This window comes from Streptomyces sp. P17, from assembly GCF_032436805.1.
Lineage (GTDB): Bacteria > Actinomycetota > Actinomycetes > Streptomycetales > Streptomycetaceae > Streptomyces.
The window spans coordinates 1-300 of the sequence record NZ_JAVRBF010000565.1 but is presented as its reverse complement, the minus strand read 5'-3'; the positions used below and the strand labels follow the sequence as shown (position 1 = coordinate 300).

Sequence of the window (300 nt, the reverse complement as noted above, 5' to 3'; positions counted from 1 at the left end):
CAATTTCTGCTTCTCTTAACATTGTTCCATAAGCAACTGTTAAAACCGTTAGATCGCGGTACTGGATTACATTTTGCTCATTACTCCATATTGACATAAGTGATACTAAATGATGCTTTCTAAAAGGTTTAGCTTGTAGCTCGATTAATTGCGATCCAGTTAATTCAACCTCATCCTTTGCTAAAGAATTGAAGAAGTTTTTCACAATAGGTTTTTTAGTGACCTCTTCAACCCCCATAATGTTTAGAAATAAACTAATTTGGGGTCTGTATTGCTTCAAAGTATTGATTTTTATATCTA

At 33.0% G+C, this 300-nt stretch carries 1 protein-coding gene; it reads right to left on the bottom strand.

The window, feature by feature from the left end:
- The coding region (locus tag RMT89_RS42135; protein ID WP_315889044.1) for a hypothetical protein at window positions 1–300 on the bottom strand (300 nt) is incomplete at both ends.